Annotated in this window: 16 protein-coding genes, 1 tRNA gene and 1 pseudogene; 6 read left to right on the top strand and 12 right to left on the bottom strand. The window is 70.4% G+C overall.

Annotated elements, in window-relative coordinates; genetic code table 11:
- Positions 1–24: 24 nt before the first annotated feature.
- The 4 genes from HWY08_RS03550 to HWY08_RS03535 all read right to left on the bottom strand — a co-directional run bounded on the left by HWY08_RS03550 (position 25) and on the right by HWY08_RS03535 (position 2,903).
- Positions 25–786, bottom strand: a complete 762-nt coding sequence (locus HWY08_RS03550; RefSeq protein WP_176063017.1) for a hypothetical protein — start codon at positions 784–786, stop codon at positions 25–27.
- Positions 787–1,094: 308 nt separating this feature from the next.
- Positions 1,095–1,865, bottom strand: a complete 771-nt coding sequence (locus HWY08_RS03545; RefSeq protein WP_176063015.1) for an ImmA/IrrE family metallo-endopeptidase — start codon at positions 1,863–1,865, stop codon at positions 1,095–1,097.
- A gap of 16 nt (positions 1,866–1,881) precedes the next feature.
- Positions 1,882–2,301: a hypothetical protein gene (locus HWY08_RS03540; protein WP_176063014.1), complete on the bottom strand. Its 420-nt coding sequence runs from the start codon at positions 2,299–2,301 to the stop codon at positions 1,882–1,884.
- On the bottom strand, positions 2,298–2,903 hold the full coding sequence (locus HWY08_RS03535) for a hypothetical protein (RefSeq protein WP_176063012.1): 606 nt from the start codon (positions 2,901–2,903) through the stop codon (positions 2,298–2,300). Before HWY08_RS03535 ends, HWY08_RS03540 begins: the two co-directional genes overlap by 4 nt.
- Positions 2,904–3,101: 198 nt before the next feature.
- Here HWY08_RS03535 and HWY08_RS03530 point away from each other — a divergent pair, with 198 nt between their 5' ends.
- Together HWY08_RS03530 and HWY08_RS03525 are read left to right on the top strand one after the other, a co-directional pair.
- Positions 3,102–3,941: a multiubiquitin domain-containing protein gene (locus HWY08_RS03530; RefSeq protein ID WP_176063010.1), complete on the top strand. Its 840-nt coding sequence runs from the start codon at positions 3,102–3,104 to the stop codon at positions 3,939–3,941.
- Between the two features lie 3 nt (positions 3,942–3,944).
- Positions 3,945–5,306 carry a ThiF family adenylyltransferase gene (locus tag HWY08_RS03525; protein ID WP_176063008.1) on the top strand — a complete coding sequence of 454 codons (1,362 nt, stop codon included), beginning with the start codon at positions 3,945–3,947 and terminating at the stop codon, positions 5,304–5,306.
- A 311-nt stretch (positions 5,307–5,617) separates the two neighbouring features.
- On the opposite strand, the gene HWY08_RS03520 is transcribed toward HWY08_RS03525, so the two are convergent.
- Positions 5,618–5,830, bottom strand: a complete 213-nt coding sequence (locus HWY08_RS03520) for a hypothetical protein (RefSeq protein ID WP_176063006.1) — start codon at positions 5,828–5,830, stop codon at positions 5,618–5,620.
- Positions 5,831–5,928: 98 nt separating this feature from the next.
- On the opposite strand from HWY08_RS03520, the pseudogene HWY08_RS03515 reads away from it, so the two are divergent.
- Positions 5,929–6,207: pseudogene (locus HWY08_RS03515) on the top strand (transposase); the annotation flags it as partial.
- 9 nt (positions 6,208–6,216) lie between these two features.
- On the opposite strand, the gene HWY08_RS03510 reads toward HWY08_RS03515, so the two are convergent.
- On the bottom strand, positions 6,217–7,374 hold the full coding sequence (locus HWY08_RS03510; RefSeq protein WP_176063921.1) for an IS30 family transposase: 1,158 nt from the start codon (positions 7,372–7,374) through the stop codon (positions 6,217–6,219).
- A gap of 73 nt (positions 7,375–7,447) precedes the next feature.
- Here HWY08_RS03510 and HWY08_RS03505 point away from each other — a divergent pair, with 73 nt between their 5' ends.
- Positions 7,448–8,317: an IS3 family transposase gene (locus HWY08_RS03505; RefSeq protein WP_176063002.1), complete on the top strand. Its 870-nt coding sequence runs from the start codon at positions 7,448–7,450 to the stop codon at positions 8,315–8,317.
- Complete coding sequence (locus tag HWY08_RS03500; protein ID WP_176063000.1) at positions 8,314–8,646, top strand: hypothetical protein; 333 nt, start codon at positions 8,314–8,316, stop codon at positions 8,644–8,646. The genes HWY08_RS03505 and HWY08_RS03500 overlap by 4 nt, the downstream gene beginning before the upstream one ends.
- Positions 8,647–8,684: 38 nt before the next feature.
- Here the strand turns inward: HWY08_RS03500 and HWY08_RS03495 are convergent, their stop codons facing one another.
- The 6 genes from HWY08_RS03495 to HWY08_RS03470 form a co-directional block, all read right to left on the bottom strand.
- Entirely contained in the window at positions 8,685–11,819 is a 3,135-nt protein-coding gene (locus tag HWY08_RS03495) for a type I restriction endonuclease subunit R (protein ID WP_176062998.1), read from the bottom strand.
- Complete coding sequence (locus HWY08_RS03490) at positions 11,816–13,096, bottom strand: restriction endonuclease subunit S (protein ID WP_176062996.1); 1,281 nt, start codon at positions 13,094–13,096, stop codon at positions 11,816–11,818. Before HWY08_RS03490 ends, HWY08_RS03495 begins: the two co-directional genes overlap by 4 nt.
- Positions 13,093–14,721 carry a type I restriction-modification system subunit M gene (locus HWY08_RS03485; protein ID WP_176062994.1) on the bottom strand — a complete coding sequence of 543 codons (1,629 nt, stop codon included), beginning with the start codon at positions 14,719–14,721 and terminating at the stop codon, positions 13,093–13,095. Before HWY08_RS03485 ends, HWY08_RS03490 begins: the two co-directional genes overlap by 4 nt.
- 209 nt (positions 14,722–14,930) lie before the next feature.
- Positions 14,931–15,007 (bottom strand) — tRNA-Pro (locus HWY08_RS03480).
- Positions 15,008–15,138: 131 nt separating this feature from the next.
- Positions 15,139–16,449 (bottom strand): aminopeptidase P N-terminal domain-containing protein, encoded by a 1,311-nt coding sequence (locus HWY08_RS03475; protein ID WP_176062992.1) that lies wholly within the window; start codon positions 16,447–16,449, stop codon positions 15,139–15,141.
- Positions 16,450–16,465: 16 nt separating this feature from the next.
- A complete protein-coding gene (locus HWY08_RS03470; RefSeq protein WP_176062990.1) occupies positions 16,466–18,262 on the bottom strand; it encodes a M61 family metallopeptidase in 1,797 nt (598 codons plus the stop codon).
- A 132-nt stretch (positions 18,263–18,394) separates the two neighbouring features.
- Between HWY08_RS03470 and HWY08_RS03465 the strand changes: the two genes are divergently transcribed.
- On the top strand, positions 18,395–21,778 hold the full coding sequence (locus tag HWY08_RS03465) for an ATP-binding protein (RefSeq protein ID WP_176062987.1): 3,384 nt from the start codon (positions 18,395–18,397) through the stop codon (positions 21,776–21,778).
- Positions 21,779–21,793 lie beyond the last annotated feature (15 nt).

The raw sequence follows: 21,793 nt of genomic DNA, 5'->3' as shown, positions 1-21,793 counted from the left end.
TACCTCCGCGCCGTGTCCCGGCGGCTACCACCGTCCGTCGCGCGAGATCAGCACCCGGACTTCCCCTTCTCTGCTGAGGTACTGGAACCCGCGACCTGGCGTGGGATCCTCGAACGGCTTCAGCAACCCATTTACCTGCGCCCATCCTTCGGCATCCAGGACCCACTCGAACGCGAGCTTCCCGACCTGCCGAACTCCGCGATCTCGATCGCCCAGCGCGGCCGCGAGGTGGCAGCCACCCACCGGCTCGACACCGCGGACCGCGTGGACAGCGAACGGGCCGCGATCCGCGCGAGCGATCGCGTCGCGAAGCGCGCGAACGGCCTCGCCGTCTCGCCCCTTGATCAGGATGAGCGGAGTTTCCGGCGCTCCGTCGGGGATGAACTCGATCTTCATCCCGACGGGAACCTCGTCCTGGGTGGCCTCACGTTCGAGGTAGGCGCGCGCCCACGACTCCCATTCCGCGAACCCGTTCACGTCTCGCATGGCCGGGACGGCGAGGCGCGCCTCCGCCCACAGCGCAAGTCCAGCCCTTGCGTACTGCGTGGCCTCGACACGGTCGTGGAGCAAGGCCGCAATGCGCGCGAGCGCCGTCGTCGCCACGAAGCGGCTAGATGCCGTGGCGGGTTCGAGGAGGCTCGAAGTGGCCAGCCCCGTCGCCTCGATTGCCTGCAGGAGCGCCACCCGCGCGTCGGCGAGCCGACCCTGCCGTTCGAGCTTCTCGGCGCGGCCGACGTTGCCGCCGGCCTTCAGCATTCCACTGACCTGCCGCAGGAACGTCGCCACGAGACCTCACGCAGAGTTCTTGCTCATCGTCCGCCCGGCCGACGCAGCGCGCAACTGTTTCGGCGCAACCAGCCACCAGCCGGCGTTGGAACCTCCTTGCGCGATGAACGCGGCCCCAAAGAGTCCAAAACCATTCCAGAAGCGCCCGAAGGCGCCGCCCGAGTAGAGAACAGCACCCCCGCCCCAACGCTCTCTGATCGAATCTCCGGATGCGGCAAGGGGGTCAGCCTGAATTCAACGGACCCCCATCTCGGAGACGAGGAAGGTAACTGCCTTCTCAGGTCCGGCCGGGAAGGCCGGCCATCACCTCAGAATTCTCGGTCGGAGGGAATCCACAGCAACGAGAGCACCGCCCTCAGGCTTGGGATCGGGCGGGAGTGCTCGACGAGGTCGTCGTCCTTGCCGAGCCGCTCGGACGCGAGCCATGCGCTGGCGTCCACGGTTTCCGGTCGGTCACCCACCCCGCCCTTCGCGAAGTAGTCGTAGGCCAGGGTGTAGCGGTCCAGCTTCGCCCCCCACTGAATCCAGTGGCCGAACTCACGTCCCGCCGCAGACCACCTGATCACCCCGTCCTGAGAGAACACGACCGCGCATCGTTCCGGGCACAGCTTCGCGAACCGGATCGCCGCTGCCGTGAAGCTGACCTGGAACTCGTCCGCGAGCTTCGCCACCACGTTCAGGTCGGGCTTCGCCACGTCCACGCGCTTTGCCCACAGGGCGCGGGGCATGAGCAGCTCTGTCGCGAAGGCGTTCGACTCCCGCTCGGTGCCCTGGTCGTAGACCTCGTCGATCTTGGCCTCGTCGCAGAGCGCGATCTGGTTCTCCGCCTCGTGCAGCTCCAGGTGACCGACCTCGTGCGCGATGACGAACCGGCGCCGCGGCGCGTAGGTGACCGCGTCGCTGACCGCGATAATTGCCTTCGACCCGAGCCGGGCGAGCCGCCCCTGCGCCCCTGGCATCCGGACATCGCGAACGCGAGCGCCGCGCATGTACGCGAGCGTCTCGATCGGAATCTCGGTCGGGTGAGCGAGTCCGATCTCCGCGTACACCTCCCTGGCGACGCGCTCACCCCTCGCCATGTCGGCATCTTGTGGCTTACGAGTCGCCACCGGAGATCAGTTCTTCGAGGTCGTCGAGAAGGGACCGTAGGTCCTCGTCCGAAGCGGACTGAAAGTCACGAAACATCGCGGCTGCCGCGGGGTGCTGGGTTCGGATCTCGAAGAACCTTGCGAGCATCTCGGCCCGGCTCCGCAGCGACGCGCCACCGCGCTTCGACTGGTGCCTAACGGCATCTGCCTTTCGTTCCGAGTCGGCCTGAGCCAAGCGTTCACGACGTTCGTGCTCCTGAACTTCCAACACGCGCGCCATCATCCGCTCCGTGGCGGACTTCGCATCTATCCCCACCTCTCGGAGCGTTTCCTCGATCTCACGTGGTTCAAGTGGGACCTGCTCGAAGAGCCCTTCGAGTCGCGAGGCGACTTCGGCGTCAGTGTTCTTAGGCGGGGGCTTCTTCATCGCTTCGCTCCCCTCCGGTACCGATCCCGGATCTTGCGGGTAGCGGAATAGATCTTCTCGGCGGTGAGGCCGGTGGCATCCGCGATCTCTGCCACCTTCTCGCAGCCATCGACCACCGCGTCGACGACCTTGGCCGCGGAGGCGTCGTCTCCAGCGGCGTCGAGCGCGCGGTCCACCAGCATCGAGCAGGCCTCCGCGTCCAGCAGCGCCGTCTCCGGATCCTTCATGCCGCGGGCGCGATCGTCGAGCGTCCCGAGGACCTCGTCGGCCGAAGAGGCCTCGTCCCCGTCGTGCGCCACCGGGACCGTGCTCAGCGGCTCGGTGAGGAACGTCGGGCTCTTGCTCGCCGCGCTGAGAATGCTCCGCATCACGCCGCTCAGGAAATAGTCGAGGTCCGGAACCTTGGCCGGGTTCCAGGTCCGCTTCCCCGTCATCGTCCGGAGGACCGCGTCCTGCGCCAACTCCTCCGCGGCCTCCTTCTCGCTACCGTACCGCTTCACGAACCACCGGCGCCGGCGCACGAGCATGACGGCGCGAGCCAGGACCGTCGGATAGACGGTCGGCAAGACCTTCACGAAATACGCTCGGGTCTTCCCGTCCACCGCACCTCCACCCGGTTGATGCTCCCGTCCGGCAGGTTTTCGCGGCGCCCCTAGAACACCTGTGGCGACGGGACGTTAGCAGATCCGCCTGGACGCACCGCGAAAAATCCCGGCTGGGGAGCATCCCTTCTTAGGTGGCCAGGGAGCGCCGGCATGGTGCCGCGCCCCGGGACCGCCCGAACGAAAGGACCGTACGCCATGCACATCCCCATCCTCATCGACCAGAAGAAGTACGACGCCCCGGCCCCGACGATGACGGGCGCGCAGATCCGCGCCCTCGCCTCGCCGCCCATCGGCCCCGACCGCGACCTGTTCCTCGTCGTCCCCGGCCCCGCGGACGACCGGAAGGTCGGCGACTCCGACGTCATCGAGCTGAAGCCCGGGACGCACCTCTTCTCCGCCCCGACGACGATCAACCCCGGCGACCATCAGATCCCGATCCAGATCGACGGCAAGCCCTACAAGGCGTCCGCCGCCACCATGACGGGCGCCGACATCCGGGCGCTCGTGACGCCGCCCATCGGCCCGGACCGGGATCTGTTCCCGGTCGTCGCGGGGCCCGCCGACGACGTGAAGGTCGGCGACGCGGACGCGATCGAGCTGAAGCCCGGCTCGCACTTCTTCTCCGCCCCGAAGACCATCAACCCCGGCGACTCGGGCCCGCGCCTGCCCGAGGCGGACGAGGAGTACCTCGCCGCCAAGGGGATCTCCTACGAGCTGCTCCGGGGCGCGTCGGAGGTCTTCTTCATCGCCAAGGACCTCGCCGTGTCGGGGGCGCGGTACGACCGCGCCCAGACGGACCTCATGCTCCGCATCCCGAACGGTTACCCGAACGCGGGCCTGGACATGTTCTGGGTGGACCCGCCGCTCCAGCTCCGGACCGGCGGATACCCGGTGAGCGCCGACCACTTCGAGGACCACGCCGGCCGCCGGTGGCAGCGCTTCTCGCGGCACCTCGCGGCCCCCTGGCGGCCCGGGGTGGACGGGATCGGGTCGTTCCTGGCGCTCGTCCTCGCCGAGCTGCGCGGAGGCCGGTAGGCCATGGTGACCCTGACCATCCTGGAGCCGCAGCTCGACGAGCTGCTCGCCGCCATCTTCGCGGAGCAGCCGAACGAGGGCGCGGCCTTCCTGATCTGCGGGACCAGCCACACCGAGCGCGAGGACCGCCTCCTGGTGCGCGAGGTCGTCCCCGTCGAGCGGGCCCACTATCTCGTCCGCGAGCCGCAGCGCCTCAGCATCGACTCCCAGGCGTACGCGAACGCCGCGAAGCGCGCGGAGGCCGACGGCAGCTCGGTGGTATTCGTGCACTCCCACCCCGGCGGCGTCGGCGAGTTCTCGCCCCAGGACGACCACGAGGAGCCGAAGCTGATGACGTTCCTCGACGCCCGCGTTCCCGGGCGGCTGCACGGAAGCCTGGTGATCGCGTCGCGGTCCGACCTTCGCGGCCGGGTGTGGGGCCGCGGTCGGTGGACCGACATCGCCCGGATCCGGGTCCTCGGAGGCCGGTTCCGGTTCCACGACCAGGTGGGCGAGGCGCGCCCCCTCCCCGAGTTCTACGACCGCCAGGTCCGGGCCTTCGGCGAGGATGTCCAGCGGCTGCTCCACGCCCTGCACGTCGGCGTCGTCGGCGCAGGTGGAACCGGGTCCGCGGTGGCGGAGCAGCTCGCGAGGCTCGGGGTCGGCGAGCTGTCGATCTTCGACGGCGACACCCTGACGGCGACCAACGTCACCCGGGTCTACGGCTCGACGGTCGCCGCGACCGGGATGAACAAGGCCGAGCTGGCGCGGGCCCACCTCGCCGCCATCGGCCTGAGGACGAAGGTGACCGCCATCCCCGCGTACATCGACGAGGAGGCCGTGGCGAAGCGCCTGCGCGACTGCGACATCGTCTTCGGCTGCACGGACAAGGCCACGCCCCGGTCGCTGCTCGTGGCGCTCGCCACGCGCTACTACATCCCCACCTTCGACGTGGCGGTGAAGATCGACTCCGCCGATGGCGTGCTCCGCGGCATCTTCGGTCGGGTGACCACTCTCATGCCCGGTGAGGCGTGTCTCTTCTGCCGGGGTCGCATCACCGCGGCCGCGATCGCCCTGGAGGCGCTGGATCCGGTGGAGCGGCGAGCCCGGGCGGCCGAACGATACGCGCCCGAGCTGGAGGAGAACGACCCGGCGGTGATCACCTTCACGACCGCCGTCGCCGCCCAGGGCGTCACCGAGATGCTCCACCGCCTCACCGGCTTCATGGGCGAGGAGCGCCGGTCCACGGAGGTCCTCCTCCGGTTCCAGGACTCCCTCGTGAGCCGGAACCGGCAGCCGCCGGCTCCGGACTGCATCTGCATGCGGAAGGCGCTGTGGGGGCGAGGGGACGGGCGGGACTTCCTGGGGGTGGTGTGGGCGAAGTGAGCCCGCGCCTGCGCCCCCCCCAGGCGATCTCCCGGCGCGCGGCCACGACTCCGACCACCGACCCGCGCAAACGGTTTGCGCGAGCGCGCGGGCCGATTTTCTCGCGGCCAGGTCATGCGCATGCTGCTGGTGGGGGTGCGTAAAGGCCCCCTGACGTAGGGCATTCCGCGCAACTAGGTGCCGACACCGCGAGTGCGGAAGTTGCACCCCAATCCTTCGAGGTCCGGGGGGAAACGCTCGTCGCGTGCTGCGGGCGGATCTGATGGATCTTCCGGAGGGGGAAGAACGCAACGTGTTGCGCGAGGCCTCCGCTACTCGGCCGCTGGCTCGCCCGTCCCCTCGTAGAGGAAATAGCGATCAGAGATCCAGTCAGCCTGCTTTGCGTCCGCGCCCTGGTGCGCGGCCAGCGCGGCTTCGGCCTCTTCCCGAGTCGCGAAGGTCGCGATCAGGTACAGCTCGGGCGGCCAGCTGAAGCCGTCGACGGCGACGAGGCCGATCCGGTTCCTCGGGATCCGGGCGGCCATCGCCTCCATCTCGGCGAGCTGCTGGAGGAACGGACAGCTCGGCTTGGGCTTGATCGAGTTTAGTGGACGCCTAGCGAATGGCGTCTACGGTGTCCGACATGCCCGAAGGGAAGAAGCGGCGGCCGCGGCGTAGCTTCACCGACGAGTTCAAGGCCGAGGTCGTGAAGAAGGTCCTGTCGGGCGGCAAGACCGCCGGGCAGGTGGCACGCGAGCTCGACCTCACCGAGACCGCGGTCCGGGCGTGGGTCGCCCAGGCGAAGGTGGACAGGGGCAAAGGTCCGCCGGGCGCGCTCACGACGGCGGAGAAGGAAGAGCTCGCACGTCTTCGGAAGGAGAATCGCGAGCTCCGCGAGGATCGGGAGATCCTAAAAAAAGCCGCAGCGGGCTCAACCGGTCATCGCAACGATTCGGTCCAGTCTACCGGCTGGCGTTTCGAAGCCCAGTGTCTTTCTCGGGCGCTGGTTGAGCCGTAGTGCGACCGCGTCCAGGTCATTCTGGGAGTAGCCTGCGAACGACATCCCCTTCGGGAAGTACTGCCGCAGGAGGCGGTTCGTATTCTCGTTGGTCCCGCGTTGCCATGGGCTCTGCGGGTCGCAGAAGTAGACCTTCAGGTTCGTCGCAAGCGTGAACTGCTTGTGATGCGCCATCTCGGTTCCACGGTCCCAAGTCAGCGACTTCCGCAGCTCGAGCGGAAGGGTGCGCACCTGGCGAGCGACCGCGGCGACCACGTTCGCAGTGTCCTTGCCGTCGACCTTCACCAGCATCGTGAAGCGAGAGTGCCGCTCGACGAGCGTCGCGATGTGGCTCGTGTTGGTCCCCGTGAGGAGATCGCCTTCCCAGTGCCCCGGCAGCGCCCGATCCTCTGCCTCGGGCGGCCGCTCCCGAATCGAGACGCCGCCAACAATGCAGCCGCGCTGCTGTCCTGCGGTTGTCGCCCTGCTCGAGCGGCGGGCCCGGCGGCCTGAACGCAGGTGGTCGCGCAGTTCCTTCTTCAGGACTCCGCGCGCCTGGATGAAGAGGCTCTTGTAGATCGTCTCGTGCGACACCTGCATGTGCGGCTGGTCGGCGCGCTCACGCCGGAGCCACCCCGAGATCTGCTCGGGTGACCAGTCTAAAGCCAGCTTCTCGGCTACGAGCTGCTGGAGGGCGGCGTTCCCTCCGAGCTTCGTGAGCTTCGGGCGTCGTGCTCGCCGCCATGCGTTCGCATCCGCAGCCGAAGCGCGGTAGCACTCTCTTCCGCCATTCCGCTCGATTTCACGGGCCACGGTGGACGGCGCTCTTCCAAGCGTGTCCGCGATCGTGCGGCACGAGAGTCCTGCGGATGCGCCGCGTGAGATCTCCTCGCGTTCCGCAAAGGAAAGGACCCGCGATGCGCGATGCCGTGGGGCGGGCGGGATCCCACCGTGCGCGACGACGATGGCGTACACAGTGGCCGCGTGCTTCCCAAGTGCACGCCCGATGTCGCTGAGGGATTGCCCTTCCTTCCAGCGCCGCCACAACTCAGCGCGTTCCGCTGGAGTCAGGTTCCGCCGCCGTCGCGCCATGAGCACCTCTACCAACTCTGGCGTTGCGATGACCGGCTGAATGCACCGCCGCCGTCTTCGCGAAGCAGCAGAAGTGAAGTTCGCGTTCATCGACGCGGAGAAGGCGATCCACCGGATCACGAAGCTCTGCAGGTTGCTCGAGGTCTCGCGGGCAGGGTTCTACGCCTGGTGCGGACGGCTGCCGTCGAAGCGGGCCGTCGAGGACGCCCGGCTCACGATTCTGATCCGCGAGGTCCACCAGCGGAGCCGCTGCACGTACGGCAGCCCGCGCATTCATGCGGAGCTCGAGGCGCGCGGCGTGTTCGTGAGCCGCGGCCGCGTGATTCGCTTGATGCAGGCCGAGAAGATCGCTGCCCGCCAGCGGCGCCGTTACCGCGCAATGGCGACGGTCGAGAACGCCCAGCAGGTCGCTCCGAACCTGCTCGACCGGCAGTTCCGCCCATCAGCGCCGAACCAGAGCTGGGCTGCGGACACGACCTACCTCCGTGCCGGCGATGGCTGGCTGTACCTCGCGGTCGTCGTCGACCTGTACTCGCGCTTCGTCGTGGGCTGGGCCACGAGCGCGGTGCACGACCAGCAGCTCGTGACCCGCGCGCTCGACATGGCCGTGCGCCGGCGTCGACCGGACGCCGGACTGCTCCATCACTCAGACCAGGGCACGCAGTACACGGGCGAAGCGTTCCAGCGCGTCCTCGCCGAGCACGGGATCACGTGCAGCATGAGCCGGCGCGGCAACGTCTACGACAACGCTGCTATGGAGAGCTGGTTCTCGACGCTCAAGTCCGAGCTGGGCGAACGCTTCGAGAGCCACGCGGCCGCGAAGGAGCAGTTGTTCGACTACATTGAGGTCTTCTACAACCAGCAGCGCAGGCACTCGGTGCTCGGTTACATGAGCCCGGCGGAGTTCGAGAGAGCAGCACGCGCCGAGCAGTCAGCGGCGTGACCAACCTGTCCACCGAATCCGATCAAGCCCAGAACGGAAAACGAGCTGGATGGCCTGAGGCTTTCGTGCGGCGGATCTCACGAGGCGAGTATCCGCAGTACGCATACGATCGACTCCCGATCGGCGGGAGCTCCGAGTCGATCCTACGGCTGGATCACACGCAGCCGATCGGGAATGATCCAGCGAGCTACAAGATGACGGACTTCGAGCTCACGCCAGAGGCGCTCGGAGTGATCGATGAGTGGTTTGCGTGGCTCGTAATGGGCACCGTGAACCCGGACGGCGTCCTCGAAATGCTCGCTAGCGATCTTGCAGCACTGCCCGACTAGCGTGCGCTGGCGACCCCAGGTCCGCTAGCCATCCAAAGCTATGCGGCCGAGGCGTGCTCGTACACGTGCTGGAACACGGCGCCAGCCTTCGTCTTGAACACCTCCGGCGTGTACGCGCGGGGCAGGCCCTCGTCGAGGGCCTCCTCGATCGCGCTCCGCACGCGGGCGCGAGCCTGCGCCGTGAGGCGCCAGTCGACAGTCAGGATGCCGCGAATCCTGTGCAGAAGTTGACGGGCGACCTTCTTCACCTCGCTTCGCTCGTCGGTCGTGAGCTCCGGCCCGGGCCGAGTGAGGAGGTCGAACACGACCAACTCTTCCTCCGTGAGCTGCTCGCGCACGTGCCGGCTCTGCTCGTCAGTAAGCGTCTGACTGAGCGCCAGCAGGTCATGGAATAGCTGCTCGATCTGCTTCGACCCGACGTTGTATTCCTCGATGAGCGCCTCGAAGCGCTCGCGGAGGTCCACGCGCGTCTCGTTCGCGGCGATGAGCTTGTCGAGCTGGGCGCGGATCGCCGCCTTCAGCCGCTCCAGATCGAGGTTCTTCGTCTCCGACGCTTGGAACCGTGCCGCAAGCGCGTTGAAGTCGATCCGGGAGAGGTCGATGGGCGGCGGCCCCGGCCGGTCCCTCACCTCCGCCGGCGCCTGGATCGAGCGGTCGAGGACGTCGCCGATGCGAGCCAAGACGGAGGTGAGATCGGCCTGCTCAGGCGTGGTCTCGGCGCGGATCCGCTCCGCCAACGCGGTCACGGTGGACATGCGCACCGCGAATTCGGCTGCGCTTCGGTGGGGCTTGATGGCCGCGTACAGGCGCTCGGCGAGGCGCGCGTGTGCAAGGAAGGCCTTGCGGCGTTCGTCGGAGGCGAGGAGCGCGTTCGAAGCCTCTCCGACACGAGTGAGCCGCTCCAGCGCGTTCGTGCTCGCTTCGATAGCCGGGAGCTGAACGCCGGCAGCGGCACAGAAGGCCTCGATGTCGGCGACTGCGGCGCGCAGCTCGCCCACGAGCTCGTCCTTCTCGCGCACCGGCGTCCTGACTCCGCGCGCGGCGCCGTAGATCGCGAGCGCCTTCTCGAGCGACTGGAACACGTTGGCGTAGTCGACGATGAGCCCGCTCTGCTTTCCCGGATAGACGCGGTTGGCACGCGCGATGGTCTGCATGAGCGTGTGGTTCCGCATCGGCTTGTCGAGGTAGATGGTCGAGCAGCTTGGGGCGTCGAAGCCCGTGAGCCACATCGCGCAGACGAAAACGAGCGAGAGCGGATCGTCCGGGTCCTTGAACTTCTCGTCGAGCGGTGGCTGCGAATCCACCATGCGCCTGCGGTGCGGGACGATGTCGAGGCCGAGCTGGCGCATCTCCTCGATCTCGTTCTGCCCAGGCGAGACGACGACCGCCATGTCCACCGTGTCGAGCCGGCGTAGCCGCTCGCCGAGGCCGTCCAGCTCCTCGCCGGGCTTGCCGTAGTCGATGGCGGCCCTGACGCGCGCCTTCTCCGCCTCCCACGCGCGCCGGACCTTGTCGTAGGTGCGGAGCGCCGTGGCTTTGTCGATCGAGACCACCATCGCCTTCCCCTGGAACCCGCGGCCGAGGAAGTGCTGAACGATGTCCCTCGCGACGGCGTCAAGCCGGTCGTCCCGGGTGATGAGGTGGTAGCGCTGCCCGAGCAATCGCGCGAGCCGCGCCTCGCTCTCATCGTCGAGGCCCGCCTCGTCGATGACCTCATACAGCTCATCGTTCAGGTCGGGATTCCTGAGGTGCAACTCGGGCGTGCGGTTCTCGTAGAAGAGCGGGACGGTTGCGCCGTCCTCGATCGACTGCTGGAAATCGTAGATGCTGACGTAATCGCCGAACACCTCGCGCGTTCGCTCCTCGCCTGCGATGAGAGGCGTGCCCGTGAAGGCGACGAAGAGCGCGTTCGGCAGCGCCGCCCGCATGTTCATGGCGAGCTGGTCGTACTGCGAACGGTGCGCCTCGTCGGCGATGACGATGACGTCGCGCCGGTCGTTCAGCACTTCCGCCGTCTGGAACTTGTGGAGGAGAGTGAAGACGTAACGGTGGTTCTCGCCCAGGAGCTGGCGTAGGTGGGCGCCGCTCGAGGCGTGACACGCCGTCGCGTCGGCGACGGCTCCGCACGCGGCGAAGGTCTTCGCGATCTGATCGTCCAGCTCGACGCGATCGGTGACGACGACGAACGTCCAGTTCCCGGGGACTGTGCGCAGGATCTTCTGCGCGAAGAATACCATCGAGAAGCTCTTGCCCGAGCCCTGCGTCTGCCAGAAGACGCCCGCGCGCCCGTGTCCCGCCTCGCGTGCTGCGAGCGCCTGGCGGATGGCGCTGTTCACGCCGAGATACTGATGGTTCTGGGCCAGGACCTTGACCAAGCCCGTCTTGTGCGCGGAGAAGAGCGAGAAACTGCGGACGAGGTCGAGGAGCCGTCCCTTCTCACATGTCCCGCGCAGCAGCACCTCCAACGAGACGCGCCGCGGCTCGTCCTCGCGCTCGATGCGCTTCCACTCGAAGAAGCGATCCCAGTCCGCGGTGAGGGAGCCCACCTTCGCGTCCGTGCCGTTCGACGCGACGAGCAGCGCGTTGTAGGCGAAGAGCTGCGGGACGCCGTTCTGCGGGTGCTTGTAGCTGGTGAGGTTCTCGTCGAACGCTTGCCGCACCGGGACGCCGGGCTTCTTCAGCTCGATGACGACCCACGGCAGGCCGTTCACGAACAGCACGACGTCCGGGATGCAGGTGTAGAGCGGACCCTCGAGCGAGAGCTGCTCGACGGCGAGGAAATCGTTCTGCTCCGGGTGCTCCCAATCGACGAGCCGGATCGTGCGCAGCTCCTGCTCTCGCGTTTCGGGGTTCATCACCGAGACCTGCACGCCCTCCGTGAGGAGAGCGTGCACCTCGCGATTCGCGGCCGCAGCACCCATGGCGAGGCGATCCCGGAGCAGCTCGTCGACGGCGAGCTGGAGCGCCGCAGCGGGCACACCCTGGTTCAGCTTCGCAAGCGCCGCACGGAGGCGCGGGAGGAGCGCCGTCTCCCGCGCCGACTCTCTCCCCAGCGTCCCGTCGGGATTGAAGGTCTCGTCCGCCGCCGACACCGTCGGCCAGTCGAGCGACGCGAGCACTTCCATCGTCGCAGCCTCGACCAGCGCCAGCTCGGTGTAGGCGTGGGGTGTCATGCGGTGCCGACTCGAAGCCTACCAGAGAAGAGCCGCACAAGAAGAATGTCGCGCGCACGACGGAGCAGTTCGCGCTGCTTCGCCAGCGTGACGATGGCAGCCAGGAAAGGCTCGACGAGCGATTCGAACCGAACCGCAACATCCTCCGACGGAATAGTAATAGGTAATCCGTTCAGGATAGTTCGATTGATTCCAGGCTGCGCAGCATTAGCGTTCTTGGAGCGGATCGTCTGAACAGTTTCGGGCTGCTGTAGCCATAAGTAGAGCATGTTCGGACCGAGCCGCCGGCTTACAGTCCTCAGCAGAAACACGTGCTCATTCACCGCAAACGTTTGGTGTGGGAACCCATCTCGGAAATATGTCGACCTGCCAATGTAAGCGCCGTCCTTATAGAGAGCGACGTCCCGATCTCGGACAACACCGCTCCTCATCTGTTCAAAGAATGCGCGTGGGACGTACTTCTCAACAGCGTAGTCGTGCCGGCCCAGCCCGTTCACATTCTCTGCTCCGACGGAGGGAACTCCGTCCTCTACCGAGGATGCACCCCCCTTCGGTCGCTTCCCGGTTTCCGCTTCAACGACAGCGCCGAGCGTCGTCGCCGTCCAAGTCTTCGGGATTGGACCTGTAGGCGACGACACAACCTGCACCTTCTGGCGACCGAAGTAGCGGAACAACACGAACCACTCGCGGTAAATGGTTCGCACCATTCCCTCGAGCACCCGAATTCGCTGCTCGCCGTTGGCGATGAGGTCGTCGTAACTGGACACGAGCGTCGCGATCCGTCGCTGCGTCGAGTATGGCGCCACGGGCACAACCAATGACCGCTGCGCTGAGATGCTGACGAACGGGCGGGTGGATTGCGCGGAAAAGGCAGCGAGCTGCTGCTGGAAGGCGGGCGCTCTGAACGCGCACCGCAGGTAGACGTTCAGTAGCTTTCGAGGATCCGTGCGGTAGTACGTCACCTGGGGCGTGAGCATGACGTAATCGAACCCGTTCGGCACAATTCCTGTAGCGCCGATCGTTCCCTTGTGCGTCAGCAGCACGTCGCCCGGCTTGGCGAAGCCAACGCGCAACTTAGACGCGACGTCTCGGCGCAGCAGCGTAACATTGCTGACATCGAGACTGCCGTTCGGAAAGTCCCGCGCCATCAAGAACGGCACCCCGTCCGAATCGACATAGTCAGCGGCGGTTGGATGCTTCTCACCGTGATTCCCATCCTGGATGTCGAGGATGGCACCTTCTCGGACCAGATCCGCTATCGAGATGGTGTCCATCACGGCTGCAGGATCTCCGCCGCGTTCTTCGCGATCGTCTCTTCCAGCTTCCGCGCCTCGGCCGTAAGCGTCTCGAGTTCCTCGTTGAGCGCCTCGAATTGCGCCTTGAAGTCCTCGTCAGTCACCTCTTCCCCGGGCGCGACGCCGACGTATCTACCGGGGTTGAGGCTCCAGCCCTGCGCCTCGATCTCCTTCACGCTGGCGACCTTGCAGAATCCGGCCACATCGGCGTACTTCGGGTTCTTGCCGAACACGTCGCGCAGCTTCGCGTCCGCCTCGGCGCCGCCGAAGGTGAGGTCCACCTGCTCGCCGCGGTACAGCCGCACCACGTTGGCGATGAAGCCGATCTGCGCCTCGGTCCAGTCGCGGTGGGCGCGGTCGATCTGGCGGTAGATGTTCCGCAGATCGAGGAACAGCACCTTGTCTCGGCGTTCCTTGGGCTTGCCGCGATCCAGGAACCAGAGCGTCACCGGCAGCGTCACCGTGTAGAACATGTTCGAGCCGACCGAGACCATCACGTCGACAGCGCGCGACTCGATGAGCTGCTTCCGAATCTCCTGCTCCGAGTTGCGCGCATCCGACGCCGAGTTCGCCATGACGAACCCGGCGCGGCCGCTGGCGTCGAGCGCCGAGTAGAAGAGCTGGATCCAGAGGTAGTTCGCGTTGTCGGGCCGCGGCAGGCCGAACGGGAACCGGCGGCTGGGCCCGACCGCGTCCTTGAGCCGATCCTTGTCCACGTTGTTCACGTTGAAGGGCGGATTCGCGAGCACGAAGTCGAAGCTGCCCACCGCGTTGTGCGGGTCGTCGTAGTAGCTGTTCAGCTCGCCGCCGTGACGGATCGTGCCCTCGAGGCCGTGGACGGCCAGGTTCATGCGGCAGAGGCGGCCGGTCGAATCGACCTTCTCGACCCCGTGAATTGACAGCTCGTCCGTGGCGCCGTTCTTCCGATGCTCCGCCACGAACCGAGCGCTCTGCACGAACATGCCACCGGAGCCGCAGGCGGGATCGAGCACGCGACCTTTGAATGGCTCCAGGATCTCGACGAGGAGGCGGACGATGGAAAGCGGCGTGTAGAACTCGCCGCCGCCCTGCCCCTCCGCCATGGCGAACTCGGCGAGGAAGTACTCGTAGATCTTCCCGAACGAGTCGCCTTCGAGGTCCACCGGGATGGTGGAGAAGATCTTAAGCAGCTCCTTCAGCAGGCGCGCATTGAACCCGGAGTAGGCCTTGGGGAGGACGCCCGAGAGCTGCGGGTTGGCCTCCTCTATGGCGCGCATCGCGTCGTCGATGGCCTGCCCGAGCGACTTTCCGTTCTTGCCGCCCTCCGGGTAGTCGCGTAGGCCGTCGAAGCGCGCCGCGGGCGCGAGGTACAGCACGCCCTTCTCGTGGTAGGCGGTCGGCTCGTCGACGCGCGAGCCGCGCCGGCCCGTCGCGACCTTGTCCAGCGCAGCGCGGCGGGCCGCGAACTTGGCGTCGGCGAAGCGGAGGAAGATGAGGCCGAGAATGGGCTGGCCGTACTGCGCCGAGGTGAGACCACTGTTCGCACGAAGCTCATCGGCAGCGGTCCACAGCCGCTTCTCGAGCGTTTCGGTTGCGAGGTCTTTCTCCGTGGGGGCGATCCAGCGCATACGCCCATATACATCCCCGGTGACGATGGAGGGCCTGTCGGCGCGCGACTCTGCGCTAGCCACCACGCGCTCGGCCGCGCGGTGGTTGAAGCGGCCCGTCGCATGGGCGACGAGACTAGAGCACCTCGTGGCGCACCACAAAGCGCACCACGTCGCCCGAAACGACGACGCCCGTCACCGCAGAATCATTGCGATGACGGGCGTTTAGATGGTCGGGGAGACAGGATTCGAACCTGCGACCCCTTGGTCCCGAACCAAGTGCTCTACCAGGCTGAGCCACTCCCCGATGAAACTCTTCCGCTCGACGGCCGGCGGCGCCCGGGAGGCGCTGCCCTCGCGTAAGGCGGCGTTTTTACTGTTCCGGCCTGGGGGTGTCAAGCACGGAGGCGCGGAGTCTTCGCGCGCCTCTCCCAGACCTCACCGGACGCAGCAGGCCTCCACCTCGTCGGGGTCCTTGGGCGTCGAGGCGGTGAGGTTCTCGTGGCCCTCGGCGGTCACGAGGACGTCGTCCTCGATGCGGATGCCGACCCCGCGCAGCGCCTCGGGGGCGGCCGCGTCATCGGGCGGGACGTAGAGGCCGGGCTCGATGGTCACCACCATGCCGGGCACGAGCGGGCGCGGCCGGCCGTCCAGGAAGTAGGCGCCGACGTCGTGCACGTCCATGCCGAGCCAGTGGCTGGTCCGGTGCATGTAGTACTTGCGGTACGACTTGTCGGCGAGGCGCTCGTCCACCGTGCCCCGCAGCAGCCCGAGCGCCAGCATCCCCTCGATGAGCCGCCGGACGGTCGCGTCGTGGATGGCGTCGAGCGTGGCGCCGGGCTTCACCTCCTCGATCGCCTTCACCTGCGCGTCGAGCACCACCTCGTACGCGGCGCGCTGCGCCTTCGTGAACGACCCGGAGATGGGGAAGGTCCGCGATACGTCGGCGGTGTAGAAGTCGTACTCGGCGCCGGCGTCCACCAGGCACACCTCGCCGTCCTTCAGCGGGGCGTCGCTCGCGCGGTAGTGCAGGATGGTGGCGTTCGGGCCGGCGGCCACGATCGTCCCGTAGCCGGGGCCGGTCCCGCCGCGGCGGCGGAAGGCGTACTCGATCTCCGCCTGCACCTGGTACTCGCGCCGGCCGGGCTGCCCGTCGCGCATGGCGGCGAGGTGCGCCTCGGCGGTGATCTCGGCCGCCTTGCGCAGCGCGCGCACCTCCGGCTCCGACTTCACCAGCCTGAGCTCGTGCAGCACGAGCGCGGGGTCAGCCATCCGCAGCGGCGCCCGCGCCCCGGCGCGCGCCCTCGACCGCAGGTCGCACAGGACGCGCCCCACCCGCACGTCCCAGGTGGCTTCGCGGCCCAGGCTGAACCAGAGCGTGCCGGCGCCGTCCAGCAGCGCCGGGAGGCGCTGGTCGAGCTCGCCCACCGGGTAGGCCTCGGTCGCGCCGTACGCCGCCTTCGCGCCCTCCACCCCGGCCCGGCGGCCGGTCCAGATCTCCTTCTCCGGGTCGCGCGGCCGCACGAACAGCACGTAGCGGCCGTCGGCGTAGAGCAGCGCGCACCCGCTCGGCTCGTCGAGCCCCGTCACGTACGCGTGGTCCGAGTCCTGCCGGAACAGGTACTCGGCGTCGGCGTTGCGGAGCTTCTCCTCGGCGGCGGGGAGCAGCATCACCCCGCCCCCCTCCGCCGCCATGCGGGCGGCGATCTCGCGGCGGCGGGCGGCGTGCAGGCTCGGGTCGAAGGTCATGGCGGCCGAACCTAGCTCAGGCGGGACGGGTCGGAAAGGGCGCGCCGCACCACGCCTCGAAGGCGGCGCGCTCGGCCGGGCCGGCGCCGGCGGCGGGCTCGAGCCACAGCGTGTCCTCCGGCGCCTCGCCCAGCGGAACCTCCACCTCCAGGAGCTCGTCGCGCCGGAACACGGTGAGGCGCAGCGCGCCGCCCGGGCCGCGCTCGCACAGCCGGTTCCACAGCGCCGCCCGATCCACGCGCAGGCCGTCCTCGGCCACGATCTCGTCGTCGGCGTAGAGGCCGGCCTTCCAGGCCGGTCCGCCCTCGCGCACGCTCGCCACCTTCAGCTTCGGGCCCTCGGGGATCGCCGCCCCCAGCCAACCCGGCGCCGGCCGCTCGTCCGGCTTGGCGGGCGTGCCGCCCTTGTCGTCCCAGCCTTGCGCCCGGCGCCGCCGCACCGCGAGCCCGAGCTGCGCCAGGTCGAGCTCGAGCGGCGCGGTGCCGCGCACGTACCGGTCGAAGAACGCGCGCGCCGCGTCGGCGCCGAGCCGCTCCGCCACCGCCCGCTCCACGCCGTCCTCGGGCAGGCCGCGCGCGCCGTGCCGCTCCACCAGCGCCCGCACGAGCTCGTCGAGCGACCCGCCGGCGCGGCGCAGCGCCAGGTCGAGCTGGAGCGCCACCAGCTCGCCCTTCTGGTAGTACGAGACCGCGCTGTTCGGGGAGTTCTCGTCGGGCCGGTAGTACTTCACCCAGGCGGTGAAGCTCGCCTCCTCCAGGCTCATCTTGGCCGCGCCGGGCTGGCGCGCCAGCGCGGTGAGCTCCTCGCCCAGGTGCTCGAGGTAGCGCTTCGCCGCGCCGAGCCCGGCCCGCACCACCGTGAGCTCGTCGTAGTAGCTCGTCACCCCCTCGAACCACCACAACAGGCGGGTGTACTGCTCGCGCCGGTAGTCGTACGGCACGAGCGCCGCCGGCCGGAGGCCCTTCACGTTCCACACGTGGAAGAACTCGTGCGCGACGAGCGCCAGCGTGTCCTGGTAGGCGTCCTTGGGGAAGAAGCCGCCGCGCTTCACGAGCAGGGTCGTGCTGGCGGCGTGCTCCAGGCCGCCGCGCAGGGTCGGGTGGAGGTGGACGATGAACAGGTAACGCCGGTACGGCAGCCCGCCCATCTGCCGCGCGAAGTGCTCGACGAGCCGCGCCGCCTCGCGGGCGAGCCGGTCGGGGTCGAGCCCGCCCGCGGCGCGCCCCCACAGCGCGAGCGCGTGCGGCCGGCCCGCCGCCTCGAAGCGCACCAGCGCGTGGGTGCCCACCTCGACCGGCGAGTCCACCAGCTCGTCGTAGTCGCGCGCCGTGAAGCGCCACCCCTCGCCGCCGGCCGCGGCGCCGAACGGGTCGCGCGCGCCCGGCGCCGGGTCGAGCGCGGTGGCCACCCGCCAGCCGTCCGGCGGCACCACCTCGAGCTCCTGCGCGTCGCGCTCGCGCCCCTCGGCGTAGAGGAGCAGCGCCGCCCCGTTGAAGTAGCCGTGGGTGCCGTCGAGGTGGCAGGTGCGGACCGTGAGCTCGTGCGCGTAGACGCGGTAGCGGATCGTCACCTCCTCCGCCCCGCGCGACGCCACCCGGAAGCGGTGCTTGTCGAGCCGCTCCACCGGGAGCTCCCGTCCGGCCCCGTCGGCGGCGGTGAGCCCCTCCAGGTGCCGGGCATACTCCCGGACGAGGTAGCTCCCGGGGGTCCAGACCGGCAGCCCGACCGTGAGCGCGTCGCCGGGCCGCGGCACGGAGAACTCGACGTGGAAGAGGTGTCCGTGCGGATGGGGCATCGAGACGCGATGGCGCATGCCGTCTCGTTAGCGCGGCGCGCCCTCGATCGCCGCTTTCCTGCCATCCGGCCGCGGCATTTCGCCCCATTCCCCTCCTCCGGGGCTGCGCAAGGTTTTCTGCTAACGTTCCAGTCCGGGGGAGGGCTGGCGATGATCGGGGAGTGCCGCCCAGCTGCGTTGCCGGCGCGTGCGGCCGCGCCCATCAAGGTCTTTCTGCTCGGCCGGTTCGAGGTCGTGCGCGGCGACGCGCCGATCCCGTACGCGTCCTGGCGCCGCCGCCGTCCCGCCGACCTCCTCCAGCTCATGGCGCTCGCCCCGGGCCGCACCCTCCCCCGCGACGCCGCCATCGACCGGCTCTGGCCGGAGCGGGACGGGTCGAACGGGGCCAACAACCTCCACCGCGCCCTGTACGACCTGCGCCAGATCCTGGGCGGCCGCTTCGTCGACCTCGAGCGCGGCGAGCTGCGCCTCGCGCCCGAGGTGTGGGTGGACGTCGACGCCTTCCTCGCGGCCGCCGGGAGCCCGGACGAGCTCGAGGAGGCGGTGGCGCTCTACCGCGGCGAGCTCGCGCCCGAGCACCGCGACGCGGCCTGGCTCGAGGAGCCCCGCGCCCTGCTGCGCCGCAGGTTCGCGGCGGCGGCGCTGCCGCTCGCCCGCCAGCTCGCCGAGCGCCGGGACGCGGCGCGCGCCATCCCGCTGCTCCGGCGCGTGCTGGACGTCGACCCGGCTGCCGAGGTGCCCCAGCGCCTGCTCGTGCGGCTGCTGGCGGAGACCGGCCGGCGGGCCGACGCGCTCCGCCAGGCCGACGCCGCCGAGGCGGCGCTGCGCGCCGGGGGCTCGCACGGCCCGAGCCCGGAGCTCGCCGCGCTGCGCGAGGCGGTGCTGCGCGGCGAGGTCGGCCCCTCGCAGGCGCGCCTCCCCTACGACGGCTTCCGCCGCGCCGCGCGCAGGCTGCTCGGCACGCCCGAGCCGGCGCCGCTCCGCGGCCGCGCCAGCTCCCTGCTCCTGTTCGAGTCGCTGGTCGAGCAGGGCGCCGGGGCGCTCGTGCTCCTGGGCGAGCGCGGCGTCGGCAAGACGCGGCTCGCCGTCGAGGGGGCGCGCCTCGCCCAGGAGGCCGGGGCGGTGGTGATGTCCGGCGTCTTCCGGGCCGGCCGCGCCGTGCCGTTCGGCGGCTTCGCCGACCTCTTCTCCGACTACCTGCGCGCCGGCGGCCTCGGCGCGGCCGACCCCTTCTCCGAGCTCGCCCACCCCGCGGGCCCGCACGACGCCCAGAAGGCGCGCCTGCTGGCGGCGGTGCAGGCGCAGCTCGCCGCGGTGGGCGGCGGGCGCCCGGTCTACCTGCTCCTCGACGAGGTGCACCACGCCGACGAGTCGTCGGCGAACCTCTTCCACTTCCTGGCCCGCCAGGCGCGCGCGCTCCGGCTCATGCTGGTGGCCACCTGCCGCGAGGACGCGGTCCACGCGGGCGCGCCGGTGCAGATGCTGCTCGCGCACCTCGACTGCGAGCGGCTCGCGCGCGGTGTGCGGGTGCAGCGGCTCGACCTCGCCGCCACCCGCGAGCAGCTCGCCGATCTCCTCGGCACCGCGCCCAGCGAGGCGCTGGCGGCACAGTTCTACCGCAGCACCGACGGCAGCCCGTTCTACACGGAGGAGCTGGCGCGCGCGTTCAAGGAGTCGGGCCACCTGCGGGTGGCGGGCGATCCGGCCGGGGCGGTGCGCGAGCGCGTGGCGCGCCTGGGCGGCCGGGTGGTGGCGCTGCTCGAGGCCGCCGCGGTGGCCGGCCGTCGCTTCGACGTCGAGGTGGTGAAGCCCGCCACCGGCCTCTCCGGCCACGAGGCGCTGGCGGCGCTGGAGCAGGTGCTCGAGGCGCGCATCGTGGACGAGGACGGCGCGGGGCACCACTTCCACCACTCGCTCGTGCGCGAGGCGCTCTACGCCGCCCTGCCCGCGCCGCGGCGGGCCGCCCTGCACCGCGCCATCGCCGACGCGCTCGAGGCGCGCGCGGCGGCCTCGCCGGGCGGGGTGGAGGACGCGGCCGCGGCGCTCGCGCACCACCGCGCGGCCGCCGACCAGCCGGAGCGCGCCTTCCGCCACCTCCTGACCGCCGGCCACCGGGCCGCGGCCCGGACCGGGCTGCGCGAGGCGAGCGGCTTCTACGAGCGCGCGCTCGCCTGCGCCGACCTGGCCGGCGCCTCCGGCCCGGCCCGGCTCGAGGTGTACGAGGCGCTCGGGCAGGTGCAGCTCGCGCTGGCGGACCTGCCGGGCGCGCTCCGCTCCTTCGAGCTGGCGGCGGGCGTCGCCGACCTCGCCGGCTGGCGCCCGGGCCCGGAGCAGCGGGTGCGCGCCCGCCGCGGGGCGGCGCTGGCGCTGCTCGCGGGCGGGCGCGGGGCGGACGCGCGGGAGCAGCTCGAGGCGGCGCTGGCCGACGCGGAGGCGGGCGGCGGCGACGAGCGGGCGGAGACCCTGCACCTCCTGGCGCAGCTCGCCTGGCACGAGGGGCGCCCCCGCGAGGCGCGCCAGCACGCGCTGCGCTGCGCCGAGGAGGCGCGGGCGCTCGGGGATCCGGCGCTGGCCGGGCGCGGGCTCGACCTGGCGGCGCTGGCCGCCGCGGAGCTGGGCGAGCCGCCGCCGGAGGAGCGCCCCGCGCCGGCCGAGCCCGGACCGGAGCAGCCGTTCGACGTGCACCTCGTCCTGTGGGAGCACGCGCTCGCTGGCGACCGCCCGCTCCCGGCGCTGGCGGCGCAGGTGGACGCCTTCCGGGCGCGCGCCGCGGGCCGGCAGGCGCCGCTCGCGCTCGCCACCGCCCGGGCGATGGCCGGCGCGATCGCGCTCGCCGCGGGCCGGCTCGACCTGGCCGAGGCGGAGCTGCGCGAGGCGCGCGCGCTCTTCCAGCGGGGCGGCTCGGCCCTGGGCGAGGCCTTCGCGCTCGACCGGCTGGGGGCGCTGCTCACCCTGCGCGGCAGCGTGGAGGAGGGGATGGCGGTGCTCGGCGAGGGGGTGCTGGCCGCGGAGCGCGCCCCGCTGCGCCGCCACGCGCTCTGCCGCCTGCACGCGACGGTCGCGCACAACCGGCTCGAGGCGGGCGCGATCTACGCCGCGGAGGACGCGCTGCGCGAGGCGAGCGGGCTCCTCGCGCGCCACGGCGACTGCGCGGTGTGCCACGCGCTCTTCCGGCCCGAGCTGGTCCGGGTGGAGCTCGCGCGCGGGCGCCCGGCGGCCGCCGCGGCGGCGGCGTCCGAGCTGGAGGCGCTGGCGGCCCACCCCGGCGGGCGCGCGCTCGCGGCGCTGGCGCGGCGGGCGCGGGGGCGGGTGCTCGCCGCCGAGGAGCGGCACGGCCCGGCCGCGGCGGCGCTGCGCGAGGCGGCGGGGGCGTTCGCGGCGCTCGGCGCGGCGGTCGACGCCGCGCGCGCGGAGGAGCTGGCGGCGCGCGCGCTCCGCGCCGGCGGGATGCCGGAGCAGGTGGCCGAGGCGGACGCGCTCTCCCGCCGGGCGGCGGCGGCGCTGGCGGCGGCCGGCGTCGCGCCCGAGCGGTGACCCGGCTATCCTCTC

Source organism: Anaeromyxobacter diazotrophicus, from assembly GCF_013340205.1.
Taxonomy (GTDB): Bacteria; Myxococcota; Myxococcia; order Myxococcales; family Anaeromyxobacteraceae; genus Anaeromyxobacter_A; species Anaeromyxobacter_A diazotrophicus.
The sequence above is the reverse complement of the archived record's forward strand: the minus strand, read 5'-3'. Positions and strand labels throughout refer to the sequence as shown.

Bases quoted from the DNA above. Each gene is read 5' to 3' on its own strand.
- HWY08_RS03545 (WP_176063015.1), bottom strand. From the start codon at position 1,865: ATGGCGAGGGGTGAGCGCGTCGCCAGGGAGGTGTACGCGGAGATCGGA.
- HWY08_RS03540 (WP_176063014.1), bottom strand. From the start codon at position 2,301: ATGAAGAAGCCCCCGCCTAAGAACACTGACGCCGAAGTCGCCTCGCGA.
- HWY08_RS03530 (WP_176063010.1), top strand. From the start codon at position 3,102: ATGCACATCCCCATCCTCATCGACCAGAAGAAGTACGACGCCCCGGCC.
- HWY08_RS03525 (WP_176063008.1), top strand. From the start codon at position 3,945: ATGGTGACCCTGACCATCCTGGAGCCGCAGCTCGACGAGCTGCTCGCC.
- HWY08_RS03520 (WP_176063006.1), bottom strand. From the start codon at position 5,830: ATGGCCGCCCGGATCCCGAGGAACCGGATCGGCCTCGTCGCCGTCGAC.
- HWY08_RS03510 (WP_176063921.1), bottom strand. From the start codon at position 7,374: ATGGCGCGACGGCGGCGGAACCTGACTCCAGCGGAACGCGCTGAGTTG.
- HWY08_RS03495 (WP_176062998.1), bottom strand. From the start codon at position 11,819: ATGACACCCCACGCCTACACCGAGCTGGCGCTGGTCGAGGCTGCGACG.
- HWY08_RS03485 (WP_176062994.1), bottom strand. From the start codon at position 14,721: ATGCGCTGGATCGCCCCCACGGAGAAAGACCTCGCAACCGAAACGCTC.
- HWY08_RS03475 (WP_176062992.1), bottom strand. From the start codon at position 16,449: ATGACCTTCGACCCGAGCCTGCACGCCGCCCGCCGCCGCGAGATCGCC.
- HWY08_RS03470 (WP_176062990.1), bottom strand. From the start codon at position 18,262: ATGCGCCATCGCGTCTCGATGCCCCATCCGCACGGACACCTCTTCCAC.
- HWY08_RS03465 (WP_176062987.1), top strand. From the start codon at position 18,395: ATGATCGGGGAGTGCCGCCCAGCTGCGTTGCCGGCGCGTGCGGCCGCG.